The organism is Granulicella aggregans, from assembly GCF_025685565.1.
In the GTDB taxonomy this organism is placed as follows: Bacteria; Acidobacteriota; Terriglobia; order Terriglobales; family Acidobacteriaceae; genus Edaphobacter; species Edaphobacter aggregans_B.
Window position 1 is genome coordinate 1,868,513 of sequence record NZ_JAGSYE010000001.1, and the last position, 24,062, is coordinate 1,892,574.

General features: G+C 61.4%; 18 protein-coding genes and 2 pseudogenes. 7 read left to right on the forward strand and 13 right to left on the reverse strand.

What is annotated here, in order from left to right; genetic code table 11:
* Positions 1-7: 7 nt before the first annotated feature.
* A complete protein-coding gene (trpE, locus tag OHL18_RS07450; protein WP_263374610.1) occupies positions 8-1,525 on the reverse strand; it encodes an anthranilate synthase component I in 1,518 nt (505 codons plus the stop codon).
* 303 nt (positions 1,526-1,828) lie between these two features.
* On the opposite strand from trpE, the gene OHL18_RS07455 reads away from it, so the two are divergent.
* Entirely contained in the window at positions 1,829-3,085 is a 1,257-nt protein-coding gene (locus tag OHL18_RS07455; RefSeq protein ID WP_263374611.1) for a Glu/Leu/Phe/Val family dehydrogenase, read from the forward strand.
* Positions 3,086-3,137: 52 nt separating this feature from the next.
* Here OHL18_RS07455 and OHL18_RS07460 read toward each other — a convergent pair whose 3' ends face one another.
* The 3 genes from OHL18_RS07460 to OHL18_RS07470 all read right to left on the reverse strand — a co-directional run bounded on the left by OHL18_RS07460 (position 3,138) and on the right by OHL18_RS07470 (position 8,659).
* Complete coding sequence (locus tag OHL18_RS07460) at positions 3,138-4,664, reverse strand: Ig-like domain-containing protein (RefSeq protein ID WP_263374184.1); 1,527 nt, start codon at positions 4,662-4,664, stop codon at positions 3,138-3,140.
* A gap of 383 nt (positions 4,665-5,047) precedes the next feature.
* Positions 5,048-6,073 (reverse strand): hypothetical protein, encoded by a 1,026-nt coding sequence (locus OHL18_RS07465; protein ID WP_263374185.1) that lies wholly within the window; start codon positions 6,071-6,073, stop codon positions 5,048-5,050.
* Between the two features lie 162 nt (positions 6,074-6,235).
* Positions 6,236-8,659, reverse strand: coding sequence for an ABC transporter permease (locus OHL18_RS07470; RefSeq protein WP_263374186.1), 2,424 nt, complete (start codon positions 8,657-8,659; stop codon positions 6,236-6,238).
* Positions 8,660-9,107: 448 nt separating this feature from the next.
* Here OHL18_RS07470 and OHL18_RS07475 point away from each other — a divergent pair.
* Positions 9,108-10,330, forward strand: a pseudogene (locus OHL18_RS07475) (alginate export family protein).
* A 101-nt stretch (positions 10,331-10,431) separates the two neighbouring features.
* On the opposite strand, the gene OHL18_RS07480 reads toward OHL18_RS07475, so the two are convergent.
* Positions 10,432-12,120 (reverse strand): Ig-like domain-containing protein, encoded by a 1,689-nt coding sequence (locus tag OHL18_RS07480; protein WP_263374187.1) that lies wholly within the window; start codon positions 12,118-12,120, stop codon positions 10,432-10,434.
* Positions 12,121-12,366: 246 nt separating this feature from the next.
* On the opposite strand from OHL18_RS07480, the gene pgsA reads away from it, so the two are divergent.
* Entirely contained in the window at positions 12,367-13,086 is a 720-nt protein-coding gene (pgsA, locus tag OHL18_RS07485) for a CDP-diacylglycerol--glycerol-3-phosphate 3-phosphatidyltransferase (RefSeq protein WP_263374188.1), read from the forward strand.
* Between the two features lie 99 nt (positions 13,087-13,185).
* Complete coding sequence (locus tag OHL18_RS07490; protein WP_263374189.1) at positions 13,186-13,362, forward strand: hypothetical protein; 177 nt, start codon at positions 13,186-13,188, stop codon at positions 13,360-13,362.
* A 12-nt stretch (positions 13,363-13,374) separates the two neighbouring features.
* Here OHL18_RS07490 and OHL18_RS07495 read toward each other — a convergent pair whose 3' ends face one another.
* The 4 genes and pseudogenes from OHL18_RS07495 to OHL18_RS07505 form a co-directional block, all read right to left on the reverse strand.
* Entirely contained in the window at positions 13,375-14,913 is a 1,539-nt protein-coding gene (locus OHL18_RS07495) for a fumarate hydratase (protein ID WP_263374190.1), read from the reverse strand.
* Positions 14,914-14,978: 65 nt separating this feature from the next.
* A complete protein-coding gene (locus OHL18_RS23255) occupies positions 14,979-15,173 on the reverse strand; it encodes a hypothetical protein (protein WP_396274077.1) in 195 nt (64 codons plus the stop codon).
* 89 nt (positions 15,174-15,262) lie between these two features.
* A pseudogene (locus tag OHL18_RS23260) lies at positions 15,263-15,520 on the reverse strand (Uma2 family endonuclease); the annotation flags it as partial.
* A 37-nt stretch (positions 15,521-15,557) separates the two neighbouring features.
* The gene (locus OHL18_RS07505) at positions 15,558-16,298 is read right to left on the reverse strand and encodes a hypothetical protein (RefSeq protein WP_263374192.1); all 741 of its coding nucleotides are present in this window, start codon (positions 16,296-16,298) and stop codon (positions 15,558-15,560) included.
* Between the two features lie 170 nt (positions 16,299-16,468).
* Here OHL18_RS07505 and OHL18_RS07510 point away from each other — a divergent pair, with 170 nt between their 5' ends.
* The gene (locus OHL18_RS07510) at positions 16,469-17,014 is read left to right on the forward strand and encodes a c-type cytochrome (protein WP_263374193.1); all 546 of its coding nucleotides are present in this window, start codon (positions 16,469-16,471) and stop codon (positions 17,012-17,014) included.
* A 203-nt stretch (positions 17,015-17,217) separates the two neighbouring features.
* Entirely contained in the window at positions 17,218-17,469 is a 252-nt protein-coding gene (locus tag OHL18_RS23265; RefSeq protein ID WP_396274081.1) for a PIN domain-containing protein, read from the forward strand.
* Between the two features lie 39 nt (positions 17,470-17,508).
* Here OHL18_RS23265 and OHL18_RS07515 read toward each other — a convergent pair whose 3' ends face one another.
* A complete protein-coding gene (locus OHL18_RS07515; RefSeq protein ID WP_263374194.1) occupies positions 17,509-18,675 on the reverse strand; it encodes a DUF481 domain-containing protein in 1,167 nt (388 codons plus the stop codon).
* A gap of 88 nt (positions 18,676-18,763) precedes the next feature.
* Here OHL18_RS07515 and OHL18_RS07520 point away from each other — a divergent pair, with 88 nt between their 5' ends.
* Positions 18,764-18,916, forward strand: coding sequence for a hypothetical protein (locus OHL18_RS07520; protein ID WP_263374195.1), 153 nt, complete (start codon positions 18,764-18,766; stop codon positions 18,914-18,916).
* 9 nt (positions 18,917-18,925) lie between these two features.
* On the opposite strand, the gene OHL18_RS07525 is transcribed toward OHL18_RS07520, so the two are convergent.
* From OHL18_RS07525 to treY, 3 genes are read right to left on the reverse strand one after another with little or no spacing between them, the layout of a single operon-like run.
* Positions 18,926-19,549 carry a cupin domain-containing protein gene (locus tag OHL18_RS07525; RefSeq protein WP_263374196.1) on the reverse strand — a complete coding sequence of 208 codons (624 nt, stop codon included), beginning with the start codon at positions 19,547-19,549 and terminating at the stop codon, positions 18,926-18,928.
* A gap of 24 nt (positions 19,550-19,573) precedes the next feature.
* On the reverse strand, positions 19,574-21,340 hold the full coding sequence (gene treZ / locus OHL18_RS07530; protein WP_263374197.1) for a malto-oligosyltrehalose trehalohydrolase: 1,767 nt from the start codon (positions 21,338-21,340) through the stop codon (positions 19,574-19,576).
* Between the two features lie 2 nt (positions 21,341-21,342).
* Positions 21,343-24,006, reverse strand: a complete 2,664-nt coding sequence (gene treY / locus OHL18_RS07535; protein WP_263374198.1) for a malto-oligosyltrehalose synthase — start codon at positions 24,004-24,006, stop codon at positions 21,343-21,345.
* Positions 24,007-24,062 lie beyond the last annotated feature (56 nt).

A 24,062-nucleotide genomic window follows, 5' to 3' on the forward strand; every position in this document is an offset into this window, starting at 1 on the left:
GTCTGCGTTACGCTCCCCGAGCCCGCTCAATCGCCCTCACCACCGCTCGCGCCTTGTTGCCGCACTCCACATACTCGTTCTCCGCCACGGAGTCCGCCACGATCCCCGCGCCTGCCTGGATGTGTCCCTGCTTGCCATCCATAAACAGCGTCCGGATGGCGATGCAGCTATCGAGATTGCCGTTGAAGTCCGCATACAGAATGCTGCCGCCATACACGCCGCGCCGTGTCGGTTCCAGCTCTTCGATGATCTCCATCGCGCGGATCTTCGGAGCGCCGCTGAGCGTCCCGGCAGGGAAGCACGCCTTGAACGCATCGATCGGCGCAAGCTCCGCCTTCAGCTTGCCCTCGACCGCGCTGACCAGGTGCATCACGTGGCTGTAGCGCTCGACGAACATCAGGTCCTTTACCTTCACGGAGCCGAACTCGCTTACTCTGCCTACATCGTTGCGTCCAAGATCGACCAGCATAATGTGCTCGGCGACCTCTTTTTCGTCCGCTCGCAGATCGGCCTCAAGCGCCCGGTCAGCTGCCTCATCCGCAGAGCGCGGACGTGTTCCAGCGATGGGACGGTACTCGACATTGCGGTCATGCACCCGCACCAGAAGTTCAGGCGATGCTCCCACAATGTGGCCAACGCTGGCCTTCTTCTTAGAACCCGCCACCGGTTCCAGACCGAAGCGCAGGAAGTACATATACGGCGACGGGTTCACGATCCGCAGAGAACGATAGACCTCAAACGCATCCACTCCCGGTTCGCAGTCGAACCGCTGCGAGAGCACGCACTGGAAGACATCGCCCGAAGCCACATACTCCTTCGTCTTCGCGACCGCCTTCAGGAACGCCGCCTTGGGCGTCCGCGCCGTGATCTTCAGCTTGCCCGCGATCTTCTTGCGACTCATCTTCGGCAGTGCCGAAGCTAACCGCTTCTCCAGCTTGTCCAGCCGCTTCGAAGCCCGTTCGTACGCGCCTTCCTTCGGCTGCCGCTTCAGGTCGGCGGTCACCATCAGGTGGATCTCTTTCTTGACGTGGTCGAAGGCGATCACCTGGTCGAAGAACATCAGGCACGCATCGGGCACGCCCAGCTCATCCTTCGCTAGCGAGGGCAGCTTTTCGATCTGCCGCACGACATCGTACGAAAAGAACCCTACCGCCCCAGCCGTAAACGGAGGCAATCCCGGCAGTCGTGCCGGGGTGTGTCCGCTGAGTGCCGACTTCAGCTCCTCGAAGATGTCGCCCTCGAAGCTCCGCCGCTTCCTGCCCTCTTCTGCAAAGATGGAAGTCCCCCGCGACACCATCTTCTTGTACGGCTCGATGCCGATAAACGTATAGCGGCCAACGCGCTCGCCACCCTCGACGGACTCGAGCAGAAACGCCTCGGGCGCCTCCGCCGCGATCCTCAGAAACGCCGAAACGGGAGTTTCAAGGTCGGCGGTAACAGTCCGGTAAACCGGAACCAGCGTATGAGATTTGGAAAGCGCTTTGAACTCGCGCGCGGAAGGGACGGTCTGATACTGGCTCGGCATGGCCTGTTCATCATAAATTGCCATGCCAATCTCATACTCCAAGCATCCAACTCTTGTGACGCAAAAGGGCCATCCGCGAGGATTGTAAGTCGTCTCCGCCGAGGCCTATACTGCGAAGTCGTCTCGCACCCATGACGCTGCGAGACGCAACTGCCGCACTTGAGGTGGACCACTATGGCCACGGAATCATTGATACCCACCAACGAAGTCAAAAGGAAAAAGGAAACGACCATGTCTGCAACTGCAACTACCGCTCAACCCACGACGCTTGAGCAAACCGCCCCCAAATCAAGCAAGAAACAGATGACCCTCGAACAGGAGACCAACCCCTGGGAAGCGCAGGCTTTCCGCTTCGACCTCGCTGCCAAGAAGCTCAACCTCGACCCCGGCATCTGGAAGGTCCTCCGCTACCCGCAGCGTGAGATCATCGTCCACATCCCCGTCGCCATGGATGACGGCACCATCGAAGTCTTCACCGGCTACCGCGTCCAGCACTCCATCTCGCGCGGCCCTGCCAAGGGCGGCATCCGCTACTCACCCGACGTCTCGCTCGACGAAGTCCGCGCCCTCGCCTCCTGGATGACCTGGAAGTGCGCCGTCGTCAACATCCCCTTCGGCGGAGCTAAGGGCGGCGTCATCTGCGACCCCAAGAAGATGTCTCATGGCGAGCTCGAACGCATGACCCGCCGCTACACCGCTGAACTGATCGAGTTCATCGGACCTGAAAAAGACGTCCCCGCCCCCGACATGGGCACCGACGAGCAGACCATGGCCTGGATCATGGACACCTACTCGATGCACATGCGCCAGACCGTCACCTCGGTCGTGACGGGCAAGCCAGTAAGTATTGGCGGTTCAAGAGGGCGTCGCGAGGCGACCGGACGCGGCATCTCCGTCGTCTGCGACTCCGCGCTGAAGTACCTCAACATGCCGGTGGAAGGCTGTCGCGTCATCGTCCAGGGCTTCGGCAACGTCGGCTCGAACGCCGCCAAGCTGCTGCACGAGAAGGGCTACACCCTCATCGGCATCACGGAGTTCGACGGCGCTCTCTACGACGCCAACGGCATCGACATCCCGTCGCTCACCTCGCACCGCAAGCGTGCTGGAACGATCAACGGCTTCGGCGGAGCGCAGGCCGTCGATAAGGACGAACTGATCACCCGCGAGTGCGAGATCCTCATCCCCGCCGCGACCGAGAACGTCATCACCAGCAAGAACGCGGCGCAGTTGAAGTGCCGCATCCTCTGCGAGGGCGCAAACGGCCCGACTACCGTCGTCGCCGACGAGATCCTCGCCGAAAAGGGCATCTTCGTCATCCCCGACATCCTCGCCAACGCCGGTGGCGTCACCACCAGCTACTTCGAGTGGGTGCAGGACCGCATGGGCTACTTCTGGACGGAGAAGGAAGTCAACGACCGTCTCGATACGATCATGTCCGCCAGCTTCGACGACGTCGTCGCCTACGCCACCGCGCACTCGGTCAACAACCGGATCGCGGCGTATATGCTGGCGATCGACCGCGTGGCCTACACCACCAAGCAGCGCGGAATTTACGCTTAGCTTCGTGCAATGATTGGTTCCAACAGGGCGTCCCTATGCAGGGACGCCCTTCTTATAGCTCTACCGTAAGCGCCACACTGGTTGAGACGTTCGACGTGGCCGTGCCGCCGGTGGTGCCTTGGGTATTGCTCGGAGCAGCACCGTTCACTTTGAAGGTGTAGTGACCCGGCGCGGTACCGAAGTCCGTGCAATTACCGCTGCAACCGCTCAGACCTGCGATTCCGCAGATAACCACCAGCCCAAGCAAGCGGTTGAACCATGTGCGACGCTTGCGCAGGAACAGGAGCACTCCGGCCAAAGCGCAGACGCCGCAACTCAGCACCCGACCCACGCCGGCTCCGGGCGTTTTTGACGCTGCCTGGCTGCCATAGGGTAGGTTCGAGCCGCAACCGTGCGGAAACGTCGTGCTCAGATTCAGCGTCGTCGACCCGCCACCGCTGGGGATCGTCGCATCGGTGAAACTGCAGGCGGACTCGTTGGGCATATCACTGCAACTCAGCCCGACCGGGCCCATAAACCCACCGAATGGCGTGACTGTTACTGTCAGCGTTGCCGTCTGGCCAATCAGCACAGAGACTGGCGTGGGGGTCACTGTAAGCGTGTAGCCATAAGGCGGCGAGGTGACCGCGTTGTTCACCTGCTGAACCAGAACAGGAGATACGCTGGACGAATTCGCGCTATCTCCGGAGTACATCGCCGTGATGCTGTGGGTCCCTACGCCGAGCGTCGAGATCGTCGTCTGCGCTACGTTTAGCGTGCCTTTGGAAGTCACCGGCACAGCTGCGAAGGTTCGGCTGCCATCCCGGAAGCTGACTGTTCCGGCCGGCCGATTGGTGGATGCGACGCTTGTTGAAACGGTCGCGGTAAAGGTAACGTTCTGGCCGGTAGCGGACGGATTGAGGTTCGACTCGATCGACGTCTCCGTGCCGGGAACGATCTGTTCTTCAATCGGGTTCGATTGCGATGCGAGGAAGTCAAGGCTTCCAGCGAACCTGGCGGTAATCGCATGTGGCCCCGGGGCCAGCGTGGAGGTAGTGAAGAACGCGGTTCCGGTCCCATCGAGGGCTGCGGTTGCTATCGGCGTCTCGCCGTCGTAGAAGACGACTGGACCTGTCGGCGGCGTGTACTTGCCTGAGAAGACGGCAGTAAAGGTGACCGGTTGCCCCTGCCCTGCCGGGTTGAGCGAAGATCGCAGCACGGCCGTCGTGACCTCGGGAAGCACGGTTACCTGGACTGCGTTTGAGGTCGATCCCGCATACACTGGATCGCCGGAGAAGACCGCCGTCAGGACGTGCGTGCCCGCATCAAATGGACCTCCAAAGCTCGGACAGTAGGTCTCCTGGAAGTAAGCCGGTATGGTGCAGAACGGTGTGGTGTCTTCGTAAAAGGTAAGCGTGCCTCCGATCGCCGAGCTGACCTGGGCGTCGCCGCTGACGGTCTGGCCGTATGTGATGACGATGTCGCTGATGATGGTGCGGTCAGAGATCGGTGGGTCCGGACACGGATAGTCGGTGGAACCCTTGACGCAGAGATAGAGTCCAACGGTGGTGGGGTAGAGGCCTGAATCCGCCGGATGCAAGGTTGCGCCTTCCGGACGAGGCGCGGGGGGGCGAACGCCGATCTGCGCGCCAGCTGAAGGTGAGGCAATGACTAACAGCAGAGAAAACCAGAGCAGACAGGCAATCGCAGGAACCCGTAAACGAGCGATAAGGCACCCCTTTGAGACTCAGCGTGTGAAGGTTGCGGGGACAATATCGCTTAGACGTGGCGAGACAAAGAAGGCAACGGATTCGGACTGCAATAGACCACGGACCTGCGGAGAGTCGATCCACAGCGACTCTCCGCAGGTAGGTTATAGCCTTACGCCGATGCCCGAAGAACTCATCCCTGTTTTGTGCCGCTGGGTATCAAATCCAATCTCCACCACCCATTCCCGCGTGAATACGCGGCCGGCAATTCTACTCACCACAGCGGCCCCACAGGAGCCTGGTTGAAGACCGGCTTCGGTCCCCCGCTGTTCGAGGTGTGGATCAGGGAAAGGTACGGTTCCACCGAGGGGTCGTAAGTCACCGTAATTCTTCCCGAACTTCCTGGAGATCCATCGAGGCCGTCCGTGCCGTCCGAACCGGCAAGGCCATCGCTGCCCGGTGGAATGCCGCTGCCGCCTGAGCCGCCGCGCCCGCCCTTGCCACCCTTTCCGCCCTTGCCACCCGCGCCGCCCTCGGCGCTGATCGTCAGCATGCCTCCCTGCGGATCGACCAGATAGAACTTATCTTTTCGTCCTGCTGCACTGACCTTGAACTGCAACAGCGGATGCGTGCCCGCGCGGAGCGTCGCCTGCACCTGGACGTCCGGCGCATCGCCTCCGTTGCCTCCGTTCCAGCCGCTGCCTCCGGGGCCGCCATTTCCGCCGCTGCCGCCTGGAGAAGGATTCGTCGCGTCACTCGAGCCGTCGCTCCCGCTGCTGCCGTCGGTCCCGTTCAGGCCATCGCCGCCGTTCGAGCCATCGGCTCCGTTGAAGTTCGCGGAAAACGCATAGTCATACCGCAGCGGAATGTCCAACTCCGCCTTGAGGTCCGGATGGCTGGGCACTGTAATCGTCACATGCCCGGTCTTGCCGTCTGTCTTCCTGGGATCATGCGGTGTGCTGACGACACCTTTCTTGTCGACGGAGACAACCGTGGGCACAACTACAAGGTCCTTCCACAACACCTTTCCCTTTCCCAGGCCTTCGGTAACGAGCACCTTGCCATCGGGCTGGGTGAACTTCACGACCAGCGAAGACTTCTCCCCGGGCGCTACGCCGGCAGGGTCCTTCGGCATGCTTGCGTCCATCGAGGAGACCGGGAGCTTTGCGATCTGAAGTCGCAAGCCCAGCTTGACCTTGATGCTGTTGCATCCGCTTAGAACTAGCGTTGGGAAAAGCACCATCAGAGAGAGCAGTCTTGAGGCGCGGCGGGGCGTTGGCAGGCAGGTACAGCTCTTCATTACTCTCCAATCAGACGAGGTGTAAGCGTTCAAGGCCGGGCTGTTCCACGCCCGATCGGCATGGTGCGTTTACGCGTGAGCCTCATGCAGAGTTTCGAGGCGACACCTCAAGAGGCTAGAGCTCTAAGGAAACCTGATCGCACCTTGAACTATCAGCACTGCTCACTCCGACCGCAAAGCCCGCATAGGCTGCACCGAAGCCGCTCGCTGGGCCGGTATCACGCAGGCGATCAACGCCGAAGCCACCAGCACCAAAGCAACCGACGCGAACACCGACACGTCGAACTTGCCCACGCCGTACAGCGTGCTCTGCATGCTGCGGTCCACGAAGACTGCGCCAATCAATCCCAGCCCCAGCCCGATCCCTGCGAGTACCAGACCCTCGCGAACAATGAGCCCCACGACGCGCGTTCGGTCCGCGCCCAGCGCCATCCGCAGCGCGATCTCATGCTTGCGCTGCGCCACTGAGAACGACATCACGCCATAGACGCCCAGCCCCGCCAGCAGCAGCGCAACTACCGAAAAGCAGACAAACAGCGTCAGCGTAAACCGGTCGTCCGACATCAGCCGGTCGCGCACCTCTTCCATCGAACGAGGCTCGGCCAACGCGATCTCCGGATCGACCGAATGCACCGCATCGGCAATACTCTTCGTCATCGTCGCTGGGTCATTCGCCGTCTTTACCGCGATGCCCGCGCCCGGCCATGGAATCTGCCAGAACGGGACCCGCATCTCCGGGTTGTCCTCGCGCAGGTCGCCGCGCCGGATGTTGTGATACACGCCGACGATCTGCCAATCCTGCGGCGGACCCAGCTTGGTCACGCCCGGGATCAGCTGCTCCACGGAGATGCGCTGCTGCAGCGGGTCGGTGCCGGAGAGATACTTCCGTACAAACTCCTCACTTACGACGGCGACCTTCACGCTCGATGCCGTGTCCTGCTCGGTGAAGCCGCGGCCCTTCACGATCCTGATGCCGAAGGTGTCGAAGAACGCCGGGGTCGCCATGCCGAAGCCCGTATTGGGCCGCATCGAAGGATCGTTGAAGGCAGGCTTGCCGACGATCGTGAACGGCATCCCAAAGCCGGCGCCGTAGAGCGGCAGTCCGGTCATCGCAGTGGACGAGGTCACACCCGGAACCGAGTTGATGCGATCGAGCATCTGGTGGTAGTAAGCGATGATCTTCTCCGGCTCCTTCGGCCGCGAGTCCGGCACCGGCAGGAAGAACGTCAGGATGTGGTCGGTGCGCACGCCGAGGTCGACGCGCAGCAGGTTCAGGAAGCTATGGATCGCGAGTCCAGCTCCGGCCAGCAATGTCAGGGCCAGCGCGAACTCGCCGATGACAAGGCCCTGCCGCAGCCGGTGCCGTCCCGCGCCGACGCCAGTTCGCCCACCCTCTTTCAGCGTCTCTGCGGGGTCGATGCGCGAGGCGTACCAGGCCGGAGCGCTGCCGAAGAGCACGCCCGCAATCGTCGTTGCGAGAAGCGTGAACGCCAGCACCGGAAGGTTCAGGTGCAGGTCGGCCTCCGTCGGCAGCGTGCCCTCCGGCATGATGGCGATAAAAGTCTGCAGCATCCCGTAGCCAACGCCAATGCCGAGCAGACCTCCGGCAAAGGAGAGCAAGAGGCTCTCCGTCAGAAGCTGCTCGAAGATGGTCCGGCGCGAGGCCCCCATAGCGCTGCGCACGGCCAACTCCTTCTGCCGCGCCATGCCGCGTGCCAGCAGCAGGTTCGCGACGTTCACGCAGGCTATCAGAAGGATGAAGACAACGGCTCCCAGTAGTAGCCAGAGCGTCTGCTTGCGCTCGCTCGGCAGGAAGTCGTTCTTCAGCGGTTCGACGAAAGCTCCCCATCCCTTGTTGCTCTTCGGGTTCTCCTCCGCGATGTGTACCGAGACGGCATCCATATCCGCCTGAGCCTGCTTGATGGTGACGCCCGGTTTCAGACGTGCGACCGAGAGTAGCCAATGAAAGTCATGGTTCAGTTGCTCCGGCTTGAACGCCAGCGGCACCGCAAGCTGCGGCTGTCCGCGATCGTAGGCTCCGGGTGGCAACACACCCACGACGGTGTAGGGCTCGCCGTTGATGCGCATGGACGTGCCGATGATCTTCGGGTCAGATCCCAGGTGCGCCCAGAGCTTATGCATCAGGATCACCTCGTGGTCGCTGCCGACTTTGCCTTCTTCCGGAAGGAAGTCCCGACCCAGGAGGAACGTAATGCCTATCATCTTGTAGTAGCCCGGCGTGACCTGCCAGCCGTCGATGTTCTCGGGCTGCTCCTTGCTGGCGATGTTGAAGGCCCCGCCGGTGAAGGCGTTGATGTCCGTGAAGCTGCGGTTCAGCCGCTTCCAGTCGGTGAAATCGCCCGCGGAGATGCCGTTGTGAAAGGTCTGGATCTTCGACCACACGACCACTAGTTGGTCCGGATTGGGGTAGGGAAGCGGAGCCAGCAACGTGGCGTAGTCCACGGTAAAGATCGCCGTGTTCGCGCCAATTCCCAGCGCCAGCGTAAGCAGTACCGTGATCGTCAGGCCCGGGCTCTTCCACAGCAGCCGGATCGTGAACTTCAGGTTGCGGGTCAACTTCTCCATCAGACGGCCTCGCGAGTCGTTCGAATCTGAGCGATTAGGGAATGCTTTGTGGGTGGACTGTTTGCCCGCTGGAACGATATCCGCCAGAACGCACTTATTTCAAGCCAGCGGCTGGGAATCCCCTACCTGCCTCGCGCCATGATTACTAAGTGGTACCCCGCTTCCTGCATATCCCTGGCGGTTTGACCGATAGGGAAGAGCTTGAAGACCATGCCCGCACGTTGGAGCATTCGACGGCTGCAACGTTGCAGCAACGGGAGACTCGACTATGAAGCACAACTTTCTATCCGCACACCCCGCTTCAAGGAGACGATTCGCTACCATCGCGTTCCTCCTTGCCCTCTTCGTTCTTTGCTGTGTCCAGGCCGGAGCCCAGACCTCCTACGCCGACTATCCGCAGAAGCGCGGAAAGACCCAGGGAATCGGCTGGGACGAGCTTCCTTCATGGATGACCCTCGCGGTTGAAGCGCGCAGCCGCACCGAAGGCCAGACATCCTTCAGCTACGTTCAGAATGCCGACCGTACCTACGACCTCACCCGGGTTCTTGGCAGCGTCGAAGTCCGGCCCACCAGCCACATCACCGGATATCTGCAGTTCATGGACAGCCACGCCCTCGGGCTTCCGCTGCACACCGTCTCCGCCAACATGCGTGATGTCTTTGACTTACGCCAGGGTTGGTTGAGCGCCCATGGCGACGCCGGTCGCGTTCCCTTGACCGCTCTTGCGGGGCGGCAGGAGCTCAAGTTCGGTAGCGAGCGCATCATCGGTATCAGCGACTGGACCAACATCAGCCGCACATGGGATGGCTTCGATCTCCGCATCGGCGACAAGAACCGCGTCGATCTCTTCAGCACCTCGGTCGTAACCGTTCATCCGTCCTCCCTGGACCTGCACGGTGCGGGCCTCACCTTCCACGGAGCCTATGCTTCGCTGACGCAATTCATACCCCATGTCCATCTTTCACCCTTCGTCCTCTTCCACGATGTTCGCGGCGTGACCGGTCTGCAGGGACTCAAGGGCAATGAGGTCGAGACGACGTTTGGATCAGAGGTCCAGGGCAACATGCCGGCGCACTTCTCCTACATGGCCAATGGGGCGCTGCAGCGCGGAAGCTACGCCAACGACTCGATTCACGCGGGCGAGGGCTTCGGCAAGCTCTACTACTCTGCCGAAGCGTTGCCGTGGCATCCGCGCCTCGGAGTGGAGATCGACTACGCCACGGGCAACGACCACAGCAATCCCCTGCGGTACGGGACCTACGACCAGCAGTATCATCGAACCACAACGCCTTCGGAAACGTGGACCTCTTCGGCTACCAGAACATTCGCCAGGAGCGGATCAACCTCGACATCGCCCCGGCACCCAGCTTCACCATCCTGGTGCAGGGCGGCTTCCTGAACGTCGCGGAGCGGAAGGACAGTCTCTACTCCAGTTCGGGCAGCGCGACCATCAAGGCCCCGACGGGGGGATTTGCCTCGAACGTTATCGGACAGGAGTTCGATGTCTCCGGCAAGTACGTCTTCCACGATTACCTCGTCGCCAACGTCGGCGCTGGGCACCTTTTCCCCGGAGCTCTGCTGCTCGAAAACAAACACGGTGCGGCAGAGACGATTGGATACTTCGGACTTACGTACCGCCTGCGGATCGATAAGGTCCGGGTGGATCGCTAGCCCGAAAAGGGTATTTGGGCTGGGAGACGCAAACATGCGCTCCCAGCCATTTTTCTGCCTTAAGATCGACCCGGACGATCGGGCACGATGATCGACCAGGGTTACAGCTTCACCGAGATCGCTACGCTGGTGCTTACGTTCACCGCATTTGAAGCGGTTGCGGAAGGCGCTCCGGTCGCGGTCCCGTTTGCCGACGAGGTTCCATTCACCTTCAAGGTGTAGCCGCCTGGCGGGGTTCCAAAGTCTGTGCAGTTGCCGCCGCAGCCGTTCAGCGCGAGTAGGCCGCAGGCAAACGCCAGCGCGAGAAGTGGCCGCATTCGCCTCATCCTGCGCCGCCGTCGCGGCAAGACAAGAACCAGCAGGCCTGCCAGCAGCGGAGCCGCATAACGCACTGTCGAAGAGGGATGGTGCAGCCCCGCCTGCCCGGTGAAGTAAGGTATGCTCGAGCCGCAGTCGTGCGGCGCCATGGTGCTGAAAGAGAGCGTCGTCGATCCGCCACCTGCCGGGATGACGGTCTCGCCAAAGGTGCAGGCGGACTCCGTCGGCAGGCCGGCGCAGCTCAATGTCACCGCCTGCAAGAAGCCGCTGACCGGAGTGACCGTCACCGTCAGGTCGACCGTCTGGCCCACGCCCATCGCCACGGGAGAGGGCGTTACCGTGATCCGGTATCCCGGCGGAGCCTGCGTCAGCGGATAGTTCACCTGTTGCACGTAAGGTGGAGAGACGCTCGCGGAGTTCGAGCCATCGCCGGAGTACGCTGCCGTGATGCTGTGCGATCCGAAGCCAAGCGTCGAGATCGTCGCTTGAGCCACGTACTGGCTGCCTCTCTGGACAATGGGCTGGGTTGCGAAGGCGATGTTGCCGTCTCTGAAGACGACCGTGCCAGAGAGACCTCCCGTCGCACCGGCAGCGGGCGCGATGCTCGCGGTAAACGTCACGCTGTCGCCGATGGCGGAAGGGTTCAGGCTTGAAGTGACAGCCGAGACCGTCGGCGGGGGCACGATCTGCTGCTTGAAGACGGGCGAATCGGCTGCGGGATAGAAGTCCAGCGCTCCGGCGTAAGACGCGCTGATGTTGTGGGTCCCGAGTGCCAGGGTCGATGTGGTGAAGCTGGCGGTGCCAGTGGCGTCGAGGGCGACCGGCGTTAGCGGCATACCGTCCACGGTGAAGACGACCTGCCCAGTGGGAATCGCTCCATAGCCGCCGGTTGCGGTAGCGGTGATCGTTACCGCTGAGCCGAGGGTTGCCACGGGCTGCGAACTGCTCACCGCAACCTCCGACGTGTCCTTCGACACCGAGACCGTAACGGGCAAGGCGCTCGAGGATGGGTAGGAAGGGTCTTGGGGAAACGTCAGCTCCGCTGTCAACGTGTAGTCGCCCACGTCGAAGATGGTGGCGTTGGACGGACAGGAGTTATCGATTCCGATCTTGAGCACGCAGATCGGCACTGGTCCCGTTCCCGGATCCTTATAGATGGTGATGGTGCCGAAGGTCAGGCTGGGCGGGCTGTAGGCGACGACACCATCGAGGATCTGGCCGTAGGTCAGTGTGATCGAGGGGATGTACCGGTTGTCGGAGAGGATCGGATTCGGGCAGGGGTAGGTGGTTGAATCGTCCACGCAAAGGTTAAGGCTCAGGCTCGTCATCTGCGGCGCGTCGTCGGGCAGAGTCGCTTCGGGCGTCGGCGCGGCGGCAGCGACTTGGATCTGGCCCGCTGCCGGAATCACGGCCGTCACGGCGAGCAATAGAAGAAGAAGGCGGCAGACGCAGATGGAGATTCGGGATTGCAAGGCGGGGAACCTTCCAACGATTCCAACCGTTTCAGACAGGTTGGCGAATGCGATCAGCACAACGGTATCACGCAGCCATGGCGCTGCAGCCCGTCAAATTCCCAGGACAGGGCTCCGCTGGAGGCAAACGCGTGAGGAAGTTGAACGGTCAACGCCGCGATGTGACAGAATGCTTCTATCTGCCTCCGTGCCTCCCGATCATTCTCCTCGGGCGGTGAGAGGGCGGACGCGGACCCTGATGACGCCATGAACCTCCCCAACTCCATCACGATGAGCCGGGTCGCCAGCGTTCCTCTGCTGATCTGGATCCTGTCGCCGGTCTTTCCTTTCACTGGCCACGGACACACCGGCCTGCTGGGCGGCGAGCAGGAGATTATCGCGTCCCTGGTCTTCATTCTCGCGAGCATCACCGATGGCCTGGACGGGTACCTGGCCCGTAAGCGCAAGCAGATCACAACCATGGGCATCCTGCTGGACCCGCTGGCGGACAAGCTGATGGTGTCCACCGCGTTCATCATCCTGGTCGCGTACACGCCCGGGCTGGTGCCGCCGTGGATCGCCGTGCTGGTCATCGGCCGCGAGTTTCTTGTCTCCGGCCTGCGATCGATCGCAGCCGCGGAGGGCTTCACCATTGAAGCCTCCGAGATTGGCAAGCTGAAGACGGTCATCCAGATCGTCTCGGTCGTCGCCTCCATCCTGGCGCACCGGTGGGACTACTGGCTCTGGTTCCCGAACTTCCATGGCGGATACGTCGTCGGCGTGCGCTTCATCGCGCTTACGGCCATCTACTGGATGTGCATCGTCTCCATCATCTCGGCGGTGGACTACTTCGTCGGCTTCTGGAAGAAGATCGACCACGCCTCGGACGACCGCCGCGCCCAGAAGAGCTTTGTGCTCTCGCGCAAGGCCAAGCCGGCGTCTCCGGCGGTTCCTTCAGGCCCGGAACGGACCTCGCATATCAGCTAACCGCTGCCGCGTCGGGATTTGCGAACGCGACGTGAAACGCTCTGTACGCTCCGGACACCATGAGACGAAAGCATCTCGAAACGATTCTGGAGAACGTCCATGTCTGAAGCCCTGCACTCTTTCCTGGTCTCTGTAAGCTGCATTATTGGCGCTGCAATCCTGATCCCAGGCATCGAGGCGCTGGTCAGGCGAATCCGTCGCACCGATGCGAGAACTGAATCTCCTCAGGTCATCCAGTTGACGCCAGTCCGGTCGCAGCGGCGTAGCACCTTCTAGGCAGCTGTCAAACTACTGCAGGATCGGAACGCCCGCCAGGCCCCCTGCGATGCGCGCCTTCCACTCCGCTGGCCCGGTATTGTGGACGCTGGTGCCCTTGGAGTCGACAGCCACCGTGACCGGCATATCGACCACCTCGAACTCGTAGATCGCCTCCATGCCTAGGTCTTCGAAGGCTAGCACGCGCGAGTGTTTGATCGCCTTCGAGACCAGGTAGGCTGCTCCGCCGACGGCCATGAGGTAGACGGCTTCATAGTCTTTGATGGCGGCGATGGCCTCGGGGCCGCGCTCCGCCTTGCCGATCATGCCAAGCAGTCCGGTCTGCTCGAGCATCTGCCGGGTGAACTTGTCCATGCGGGTCGCGGTGGTGGGGCCGGCCGGGCCGACGGCCTCGTCGCGGACGGCATCCACCGGGCCGACGTAGTAGATGAAGCGGCCCTTGAAGTCGACCGGCAGCTTCTCGCCACGGTTCAACATGTCGGTCAAGCGCTTATGGGCGGCGTCGCGACCGGTGAGCAGCTTGCCCGAGAGCAACACGACCTCACCCGGCTTCCATGTCTTCACGTCGTCGTGCGTGACCGTGTCGAGATTCACCCGCCGCGCCGTGTGGACGTCGTAGACCAGCTTCGGCCAAGCCTCGAGCGGAGGTGGGTCGGCCATCACCGGGCCTGATCCGTCGAGCCGAATATGCAGGTGGCGGGTTGCCGCGCAGTTCGGAATCATCGCGACGGGCAGGTTTGCCGCGTGGGTGGGATAGTCCATGATCTTGACGTCGAGAACTGTGGTGAGACCGCCCAGCCCCTGCGCCCCGATGCCGAGCGCGTTCACCTTTTCATAGAGCTCGATTCTGAGCGCTTCTATCTTTGATTTAGGCCCGCGAGCGATCAGCTCCTGCATGTCGATGGGGTCCATCAGGGACTCCTTCGCCATCACCATCGCCTTCTCCGCCGTGCCTCCAATGCCGATGCCGAGCATCCCTGGCGGGCACCATCCCGCGCCCATACCCGGCAGCGTCTTCAGCACCCAGTCAACGACTGAGTCGGAGGGATTGAGCATGGCGAATCGGCTCTTGGCTTCAGAGCCGCCGCCCTTGGCCGCGACGGTCACGTCCACCGCGCCGCCTTCGACCAGCTCGACCACGACCATCGCCGGCGTATTGTCGCCGGTGTTCTTACGGCTGAACGCGGGGTCGGCGAGCAGGCTGGGGCGCAGGGTGTTGTCGGGATCTTTCCAAGCCTGGCGGACGCCCGCGTCGACCATCTGCTGCATCGTCATCATGCCGTGCGCGGCGCTCGGCTCCCACTGGACGGTCATGCCGACCTTCACGAAGGCGGTGACGATGCCGGTGTCCTGGCAGATGGGCCGATGGCCCTCGAAGCACATGCGGGAGTTGATGAGGATCTGCGCGATGGCGTCCTTGGCCGCGTGCGACTGTTCGAGCTCATAGGCGCGGGCGAGGTTCGCGATGTAGTCGACGGGGTGGTAGAAGCTGATGTACTGGAGTGCGTCCGCGACGCTCTGGATGAAGTCGTCCTGCTTGATGAGTGCCATGAACCTAGAATCCTCAAGGAAGATTCTAGGCTGTGCTGGCTAGCGTTGTCGCTTCGGAGCGAGAACTAGGACCTTCGCTTGAGCGCCTTGAACGCCTCTTCTATGGAGACTTCGATTTCAGTTCCTTCGAGTCGGATTATGCCCTCGGCGTGCTCTGTCATTGAGTGGGCAGTGCAGATAAAGGCAGCGCGGGTCTGCGGATCGAAGATCCAGACTGCAGGCACAGCCATGTCGAAGTAGTCCTGCGACCGGCGGCGCATGGCGGCGACACTGTCGCGAGGCGAGAGGACTTCGATGCAAAGCAGCGGAGCCTCGGTGACGATCGGATCGTCAGAGCCGCCATGCGCACGACGCAGACATCCGGGATGCGGAATCGCGTAGGAGAGACCTGTACACGAACCTTGGGCAAGATGAGGACGCTCCAGGCTCTTTGCCGAGAACGCAGCAGGAAGTAGAGTTCGCCCTGCAGCTTTGAATGGTCCGTGTCGCCCAAGTTCCGCTCCTCGATCGCTCCATCAACATAGTCGACATCAGGCCGATACGTCGTGTTGAGGTACTGCTCGATCGAGAGGAGTCCGGGGACTTGGGTTGTGCTCGCTGCGGCCATGCTGCACCTCGCTGCGCCTTATTATGCTCCCAATTGCTTACTTGATTCGGCCAAACCTGTAGACCACGCCCATGTTGAAGCCAATGTTCGTTTGGAAGGTTCCGACATCGTGGCCACCGGTGGCCAGTGGGCCGATCGCCGACGTCCCAACGAAGGTGGTTCCCACGAAGGTCGGCGTGAACCGGAAGGCGAGGTTGGGGTAGAAGTTGTAGTCGAAGTTCACGCCGGCGGTGATGACCGGCCGGTTGGTGGACTTCCACATGCCGACCGTCTCCGACGCGACGCCCTTGTTGCCGCCGCTGAAGTTGCCAATGGCGAGACCGCCGGTGACGACGGCACTGATAGCGTACTTCTCGCGCATGCGGAGGCGGTACGTAGGGCCGCCCGAGAACATGTACTCGTTGATGAGCGGCCGGAACTGGCCGTTGAGCGCGAAGGCGTTGGGGATGTTGGCGTTGCCGTAAGAGCCGCGAACGTCGGCGGTGATGCCGAGCTTCGGGTTCAGGAAGTAGCTGCCGCTGGTCGCCCAGGTGACTTCATTATTGCGCTTCAGGTACTCGCCGGAGCGAAAGCGAAGATATCCGCCGCCGCCGGCTACTTCGTAGCGGTGCGTATAGGTGTCCTTGATGGTGCGGTTGATGCGTGCCTGCCGGTTCACGTTGGTCTCGCGCCGCTGCCGCTTGCTCTGCGCCTGTGCCGTGATGCTTCCTGTTGCCATGGCCGCGACGGCCAACACTGTGACAAACCACTTCGTTCTGCTTCCGAAAACAAACATCAAGAATGTACCCCTGCAAAAACCTTCGATTGAAAGCGGCATTTTATAGCCAGCTTCTTTTGATACGTTTGAGCGAGTGCCGCACTCCGGAGACCTATCTCCGTTGGGCCTGGACGCATACTTCAGACGCACACCTTCATTAGAACATCCCACAGCGGAAGGGCGGTAATCGAATGGCACGCAAAAAAAGCAGTTCCGGTGGCTTCGGCTGGGGATTTTTGCTGGGGCTGGTAGTGGCGGCTGCCGCAGCTTTCGCGTATTTCAAGTTTGGCATGACCCCTGCGCACGTGCCGGACAAGCCGCTTCCCTTTGAAAGAGCCGCCGCACCCGTATCTCCGCCGCCGGTTCCGCATCCCGAGCGCGCGATAAGGACGCCGCCATTCGGCACCAGCGAAGATGTCTTCGAGGCGGGCGCGCACATCTACAAAATCCGCTGCGCGAGCTGTCATGGCACCCCGGGTCATGATGGTGCTCTTGCCCTTTCCACGAACCCTCCCGCAAGGCAGTTATGGAAGCGGCACGGCGACGCTGCCGGTGTCAGTGGGCTGGAGCCGGGCCTGATCTACGGGAAGATCGCGGATGGGGTTCCCCAGAACGGTATGCCGGCTTACGCGGGCCAACTCTCCGAGACGCAGATATGGCAGGTGAGCCTGTTGCTGAAGAGCGCCGGGCAGCAACTGCCGGATCCGGTGATGGCAATATTGAAGGGGGCGAAGTAGATTTTGCGTCGTTGCAGCGATGGTTGACCGCGTGCGCCGGACGGCTACAAGTGGAGTAGCAGCGAGGCTGGCCATGACACTCGACCTTCCAGAGAACCTTGAAGCCGCGATCAAGCTGCACGCCAACTCGCTTGGTGTCTCTCCCGCTGGCTACATATGCGAACTGTTGCAGCGCGATCTCGCAGAATCGCTTTCGCCACAGGGTGCCGCTGTGCCGTTCAAGTCGGGGTTGGGAATGCTACGACGATCTGGTCGCCGCTCTAATTCACCCTCAGCATGTTTTTACAGAGGCGGCTCTTACTGTCGCTGTTGTTGAAGCCATGAAGCAAGTTCTGCGTGCTGAAGTTCCAGATATGCCTGACCGCATCATTGCGGCGACCGCTGCCTATCTCAACTTGCCTGTGATTAGCAGGGACAGACGAATCCTCACCGCGAAGTTGAAGACGATCTGGTGACGGGGAAGATTCCTGCGTCGCCAGATCGTCGTGATGCGACTACGGCAACGTGTACGTCACGCCCAGAACGAACTGGAAGCTGTTCTTCTTGAAGCCCGGTGCGGGGTCGTTGAGGAAGTTGTCGGTCGTGGTGAAGTTCGCTCCCAGCCGCTTGTAGACGGGTAGAACGATACCAGCGGTTGCGTCGGCCGAGTAGGCGTTGGAGTTGTTGAAGGCCGGGAGCGCGTCTGCGCTCTCGTTGAAGACGATGCCTCTGGGCAGGTTGCGGTGATAGATCTCCGAGATGGTCGAGCCGACCAGGTTCTGGTTGCTCGAGGCGGTCTCAAAGGTCTGTTTCTCATAGTGAACGTCGGCCTTCAGGTCGAGCTCCTGCTTGGGCTGCTGGATCACCGTCCATCCGATGCCACCGCCGTAGACCTGTTGCAGGTCGAGGCCCTGCGAGTAGTCGTGATTGAAGTTGAGGTGGCCGAGGCCGTAGAAGCGGGGCGAGAAGTACTCATCCTGCTCGAAGCCGGCGGCGAAGACGTTGGTCTTGATGACGGTATCGGGTGCGCCGGTTGGCGGATAGACCGGCTGAGTCAGCTTGCCGTAGGTCTCGGTGAAGTTGAGCAGGCTCTTGCTCTTCGTTGGCAGATACGTCACCTGAGGGATAGCGCGAACGAGCGCCGTGCTCGCAGTAAACGTCGAGCCGTTCTGCGTGGAGCGGACGAAGGTTGCGCCGCCGGTCACGTTGCCGTGCCAGCCCTTCCATAGCGGAACGTGGCCGAGCACCTGCTTGTCGTAGGTGGTCTTGTCGATGATGAAGTCAACGTTCTTCGGTTCAACGCTCTCAAGGGTGCCGGTGGAGCTGCTGAGGGTCACCTTGCTGTCGGCGTAACCGACAGTGCCCTCCAGCACATTAGTGGTCGGGGTCTTCGTGTCTTTGCGCAGCAGCGCGAACTGGCCATGCGTGCGGAGTTCCTTGATTTTGGCGAACGGCACGGTGATCTCTCCGGCCATGTCGCTCTTGAAGACGACAGAGTCGCCGGCGCCGCGCTCTACGGTTCCGGTAAGTTGATCGCCATTGGTGAAGATGAGCACGTCGGGTTCCGGCTTGGGCTTGTCCTGCGCGAAGGCCGCGGAAGCGAGCGACAGAAATACGACCAGCGAAGTAAGAGCGCGGGAGAGAATCAGCGATTGGATCGGATGTGGCGAAGTTGTCGTCATATGGGGTCCTTTCAAAGGTACAGTGCTGGCCGAGGCGAAGTGCCTGCGTGGAAGTAAAAGAGAGTAACCTGAGGCAGCGAGGGACAGCGTGCATCCAGTAGTGCGAAGCATTGGCAAGGTGTTGCGGCTGGTCGGGATCTCGAGCCCTGAAGACTCCGAGGTAAAGAAGACCTCTGCGGCTGATCCTCCCTCCTGGAAGACAGCGAAGCCGCCTGCCGAAGAGACGAAGCCGAACAAGTGAGGGCCACCACTATTTACCCGTCCAGTTCGGACCGATGAAGGCCCGCAGCGTCTCGCGGGTGGCCCATGGCGAGGAGCCTGCATACTTGATGATCCAATCGTCGCCCGCGCCAATCTTGACGCGGTCCGGTGTGAACTCCGGCGAGAGAACATTCGCCATCAGCGCATAGCTTGCGCCGTCATGCAGGCGCAACGCCTTCCAGCAACCTCCGGGCACGGCCACTAGAGGGTGTTCGCCAGCGGCGTAGTTGCGGCCAAGTGTGATCTTCTCCGTGCGGCCGTCGGGATGGAAGATGAAGTAATCGACGGGGCCGCCTTCGATCAGGATGTGGGTGTCGTCGCCCGCCAGCCAATGCAGGTAGTTGATGGGCCGCTCGCGCGTGAGCATGTAGTAGACCTGGCTCTGTACGGCGACCTTTTTCCCGTCTACATCGGTCGTCAATGCAGAGCTTCCTATCAAGCCGAGATAACCGGACTCCTTCGGCAGAACACTTAGTTTCAGGGTGCGGATGATCTCCGCCGCCCGCGCATCGCTCGTCTGCGCCGCGCACACAGAAGCCGTGCCAGCACAGAGACAAACCGCCGCCGATGAGATGGCCACAGCCGACAGGAGAGCGCGATAGGAAATCTTCATGGCTAAAGGGTATCGCGACGCGGTCTATTCAGGCGGCTGTTCTGAGCAGAGGATAGCGAAGGTGTTGGGAGGAAGCGTCACCTTCGCGTTGTTGATAGCAATCTCGTTCTTCGATTGCGCGAGGAGGTAGTAGCCTTCGGGCACGTCAAATTGCGCGTCCTTCAATCCGAGATTCGTCAGTACCTTTGCCTTGCCGCGTTCCATTACCAGCCACTTTTCGTCAGGCTCGAACAAGATCTCCGTATGAGCGGTATCGCCATCGTTCAGTGAAGGCGAGGCGCGGCGGATGTGGATGAGCTTCGTGAACCATGCCAACATCTCTGCGTGATAGCCCTCGTGGACCTCGTCCCAGTTGAGCTTCGAACGCTGGAAGGTCTCGGGATTCTCCGGGTCGGGGATCGCGTTCTCTTCCCATCCGAAGGCGGCGAACTCTTTCTTGCGGCCGGCGGAGACGAGCTTCGCCATCTCAGCGTCATCGTGATCGGCAAAGTACTGGAAGGGCGTTGTAGCAGCGAACTCCTCGCCTTGAAAGATCATGGGGATAAAGGGTGAGGTGAGGACGATGCCTGCTGCGACCTTGGCCTTGTCGAGACCTACGATGTGTTCCAGCCGGTCGCCGGTGGCGCGGTTTCCGATCTGGTCGTGGTTCTGGATGAAGCCGATGAAGTGATGGGCCGAGAGACCCACGACCGGCCTTCCGTGGATGCGCTTCCGATACTTTGAATACACGCCGTCGTATACGAAGATGTCCTTCAGCGACTTCACAAGCTTGTCCAGCGATCCGAAGTCGTCGTAGTAGCCCTTGCCGCCCGCCTCGCAGTGCAGGATGGTGAAGAGCGCATGATGGAAGTCGTCGCTCCACTGCGCATCCATGCCATAGCCTCGTGCCTCGCGTGGGGTGACGATGCGTGGATCGTTGAGGTCACTCTCTGCGATCAGGACGAGCCGGCGGCCGAGTGTCGCGCTCTCGACGTCGACCTCGGCCGATAGCTGCTCCATGAAGTGGAGCGCCGAGCGGTCCATGAACTCATGGACGGCGTCGAGCCGGAGGCCGTCGAAGTGGAAGTCACGCATCCACATCAGGGCGTTGTCGCAGAAGAAGCGGCGTACTTCGTCGCTGCCTGCCTCTTCAAAGTTGATCGCATCGCCCCAGGGCGTGACGTGCTTGTTGGTCACGTAGGGCCCGTACTTTCCCGTATAGTTGCCGACCGGGCCGAAGTGGTTGTAGACGACATCGAGCAGGACGGCGAGACCGCTGTTGTGGCAGGCATCGACGAAGCGCTTCAAGGCGTCCGGGCCACCGTAGTTCTCGGTCACGGCGAAGAGAGCGACACCATCGTAGCCCCAGCCGCGGTCTCCTGCGAAGGATGCGACGGGCATCACCTCGATGTGAGTGACGCCGAGCGCCTGCAGTTCGTGCAGCTTGGTGATGGCGGAGTCGAAGGTGCCTTCCTTGGTGAAGGTGCCGATGTGCATTTCATAGATGACCGCACCGGTAAGCGGCGGTCCCTGCCAGGTATGGTCGCGCCATTGGAAGGCTTTTTGATCGTAGATCCGGGAGAGGCCGTGGACACCGTTGGGCTGCCACTTGCTCCGCGGGTCGGGCCACGCTTGCGTCTCATCGTCAAGCACGAAGCCATAGTCGTCGCCAGGGCCGCAGGCGTCCACCGTTACGTGCCAGAATCCACGCTCGTCCGGTCCCTGCATGGGAACAAGGCGTGCTGTCTCGCCTGAGCCCATCTGGACGGATACTTTTTTCGGGCGCGGAGCCCAAAGCTTGAACTCGTGCATGCTTATTCTTCCTCTTTGGTGAGAAGGGCGACGGGGAACTCTGCAAGAAGCTTCGACAGCAGATGCGATCCGCCGAGCAGAGGCTCGTCGGTGAGGTGATTGTGCCAGCGTCCCTCGGGAAGCACGATCTTCGTGTCTGCCCAGTCGTTATTCAGGCTCATCGTCCACCGCGGAACGATGGTTGCTATGGAGTCTCCGCGCAGGAAGGCAACGGCGTGCTCTGCCTTCCTGCCGGTCGCGAGGATCGGGGTGTAAGCGGCAGTCTCGCCAAACCGCTCCGGATGCCGGCGGCGCAGGGTGAGCCCACGATGGATGGTCCAGAGCTTGGGCAGGCCTTCATCGATACGCTGCATGATCTGTTCAAGGCTGGCGACGTGAACTTCTTTGAGAAGACGGCGGCGAAGATCGTAGTTGACGGGGCGGCGGTTGTCGGGATCGACGAGGCTGAGGTCCCATAGCTCCGTGCCCTGATACTGGTCGGGAACGCCGGGGGATGTCAGCTTCAGCAGCGTCTGAGAGAGTGAGTTCATCCATCCTGCGCGCTTGATGCCTTCTACGAAGGTCTCCATCTCGGCGACGAAGCCCTTATCGGAGAGCGTGCCCTCGATGAAGGTGTTGACCGCGTCTTCGTAGTCCTTGTTGTTCGCGACCCAAGTGGTCTGCTCCTTGGCCTCGCGCATCGCCTTCTGCATATAGGCCTTCATGCGGTCAGGCGTGATGGGCCATGCCGCGATCAGCGTCTGGTAGTAGAAGTATTCCGTGCCCTTATCGAGAAACTTTGCGCGATAACGCGCGGTGTTCTCCGACCAGCGATAGATGGCATCGGCGAAGGCATCCGGTATCTCCGAGAGCACGGCCATGCGGGCGCGGACATCTTCGCTGCGCTTGGTGTCGTGGGTAGAGAGCGTGGTCATGGTCAGCGGATGGGTCGCCTGCATCTTCGTGTTGTAGGCGTGGAACTCCTCGATGGTCGAGCCCCCGTTTTTTTGGGATGAGGCCGAGGGATCTGCACCGACCTCGTTCATCGCGGTCAGCCGGTTGTAGCAGTAGAAGGCAGTGTCCTCGACGCCCTTCGCCATCACCGGCCCGGTGAACTGTTGGAAGCGGAGCACGAACTCGCTCTCTTCCTTGCCGGTCACCTGCATGGTGAGCACGTCGCGGAGGAAGTCGAAGAGGCCGCCATCGATGTCGCTTCGATTGGCCTTGGCGCACTCTGTGGCCGCGGTGATGATCTCGCGATCTTCCGTGGTCATCTCGTTGCGCGACGGCACGACGTAGGTGCGATAGACCTGGAAGCAGGCTGCAACCTCGCGGATGGCGCGGCGAATCTCCGCGCGGGTAAAGTCGCGCTGGTTGCGGTTGGTCTCGCAGATGTTGACGAAGATGGAGGTGAGGCGGTTCACGTCACTGCCCAGGGCCTCCTGGGTGACGGCCAGCTTTTTGTCGTGGGCGATGGCGTGGAAGTCGGTCGAGCGGTCGGTGAACTCGGCGTAGATCGTCGTCAGTTCGGCCACACCTTCGGGCTTCACCAGCAGGTTCAGCGCGACGTTTAGGAAGTCGTAGCCGCTGGTGCCGTCGACGGGCCACTCCTGGCGAAGGAACTCGCCGGGCTCCAGGATCTTCTCGCCTACGATCCAAGCATCGGGCGCGGCGGTACGAAGACGGCGGAAGTATTCGAGCGGGTCGCGGAGGCCGTCAGGATGGTCGACGCGAACTCCATCGAGCACGCCTTCCTTCAGCCATTCCAGCACCAACGCGTGGGTCTCTTCGAAGACGTGTTCGCGCTCGATGCGCAGGCCGATCAGGGTGTTGACGTCGAAGAAGCGGCGATAGCCGAGTTGCTGGTCGGCTGTCTTCCAGTAGGACAGCCGATAGTTCTGCTGGCTGAGGAAGTCGTCGAGGGCATCCTGGTTCGCGTTCAGTTCGGTGACAGCGCGTTCGATTGCCTCGCAGGCGGCGGGCTCCTCCACACAGAGGCGTCCAAGCATGCTGTTAAGCACGGTCTTGTCGCGATGCCGCGTCAGGATGAGGCGGCGATCCCAGTATTCGGGCACGGGAAGTCGGCCATACGAGGCGGCTAGAAAGCTGAGGACGTCGGACTTTGCGTACTCCGCGGCGCGGGGCAGGATGGCGGTCAGCGAGAGGGGCGAGGCAGGGAACTCCTGCTCCGCTGCGCAGACCAGGAAGCGGCTGCCGCTGCGAGAGACCTTGATGCCGCCCGATTGCAGAACGCGCCCGTACTGGTCTCTAAGAATCGGCACCAGAACCTTATCGCGAAGGCGTTCTTCCTGCGGCTGCCAGTCGATGTCAAAGAAGGAGGCGTACCGGCTCGAAGGGCCGTTCTCCAGAACGTCCCACCAATAGTGATTCTCTCGGCCAAGCGACATATGGTTGGGAACGATGTCGAGGACTTGCCCCAACTGCACCTCGCCGAGCTTCTCGCAGAAGCGCTTGTGCGCGGATGCTCCGCCGAGTTCCTCATTCACACGGCGATGGTCGACCACGTCGTAGCCATGTGTGCTTCCGGGGGCAGCCTGCAGGTAAGGCGAGCTATAGACATGCGAGACGCCGAGTTCGCGCAGGTAATCCGCGATGGATGCAGCGTTATCGAAGCTGAAGTCTTTGTGAAGCTGCAGCCGGTATGTCGATTGGGGAGTACGGGACATAATCTCACGCCTGAAGAGCAGGAAATGTTGATAGTGCGGGCATTTGCAAGCAGGAT